This is a genomic window from Novosphingobium mangrovisedimenti (assembly GCF_025153475.1).
Taxonomy (GTDB): Bacteria; Pseudomonadota; Alphaproteobacteria; order Sphingomonadales; family Sphingomonadaceae; genus Novosphingobium; species Novosphingobium mangrovi_A.
The window spans coordinates 1-1,379 of sequence record NZ_JANZXA010000049.1; the positions used below are offsets into that span (position 1 = coordinate 1).

Genomic DNA, 1,379 nt, shown 5'->3' on the forward strand with positions numbered 1-1,379 from the left:
CCGACGAGGGCCTGCGCGGGGGCAAGCGCGTTCCGCTGAAAGCCAATGTCGATGAGGCGCTGGCACAGTGCAACGGCGTCGATACCGTGATCGTGCTCGAACATACCGGTGCGGGCGTGCCGATGGTGGACGGCCGCGACATCGACTGGGCCAGCTCGGTTGCCGGCATGCCTGCCGAATGCGTGCCCGAGGAAATGAACGCGGAAGACCCGCTGTTCATCCTCTACACCTCGGGCTCGACCGGCAAGCCCAAGGGCGTGCTCCACACCACCGGCGGCTATTCGGTCTGGGCCTCGATGACGCACGAATACGTCTTCGACTATCGCCCGGGCCAGATCTACTGGTGCGCGGCCGACATCGGCTGGGTCACCGGCCATTCCTACGTCGTCTACGGCCCGCTGATGAACGGGGCGACCACGGTGATGTTCGAGGGCGTACCCAACTTCCCCGATGCCTCCCGCTTCTGGCAGGTGGTCGACAAGTTCGATGTCGAGATCTTCTACGGCGCCCCCACCGCGCTGCGCGCGCTGATGCGCGAAGGCGACGAGTGGGTGAAGAAGACGTCCCGCAAGTCCTTGCGCCTGCTCGGTTCGGTGGGTGAGCCGATCAACCCGGAAGCCTGGGAATGGTACCACAAGGTGGTGGGCGAGGGGCGCTGCCCGATCGTCGACACCTGGTGGCAGACCGAGACAGGCGGTGTAATGATCACCCCGCTGCCCGGCGCCACGGCATTGAAGCCCGGCTCGGCCACGCGTCCGATGTTCGGCGTGCAGCCCAAACTGCTCGACAACGACGGCGTGGAGATCGAGGGCCCGGGCGATGGCTGCCTTGTCATCACCGACAGCTGGCCCGGCCAGATGCGCACCGTCTGGGGCGATCACGAGCGCTTCTTCCAGACCTATTTCTCGACCTTCAAGGGCACCTACTTCACCGGCGACGGCTGCCGCCGCGACGAGGACGGCTACTACTGGATCACCGGGCGCATCGACGACGTCATCAACGTCTCGGGCCACCGCATGGGCACCGCCGAGATCGAGAGCGCGCTGGTCGCGCACCACAAGGTGGCCGAAGCCGCCGTCGTCGGCATGCCGCACGAGATCAAGGGCCAGGGCATCTACGCCTTCGTCACCTGCAATTCGGAAGTCGAGCCCGACGAGGCGCTGCGCAAGGAACTTGTTGCATGGGTCCGCCACGAGATCGGCCCGATCGCCACGCCCGACGTGATCCAGTTCGCGCCAGGCCTGCCCAAGACCCGCTCGGGCAAGATCATGCGCCGCATCCTCAGGAAGATCGGCGAGAACGATTTCTCCAACCTCGGTGACACTTCCACACTTGCGGATCCCTCCGTCGTCGATAACCTCATCGCCAACAGGCCGCAG

Annotated in this window: 1 protein-coding gene; it reads left to right on the forward strand. The window is 65.6% G+C overall.

The genetic code is table 11. The features are described 5' to 3' along the window. On the forward strand, positions 1–1,379 hold a 1,379-nt coding region (acs, locus tag NZK81_RS21390), incomplete at both ends, for an acetate--CoA ligase (RefSeq protein ID WP_260047981.1).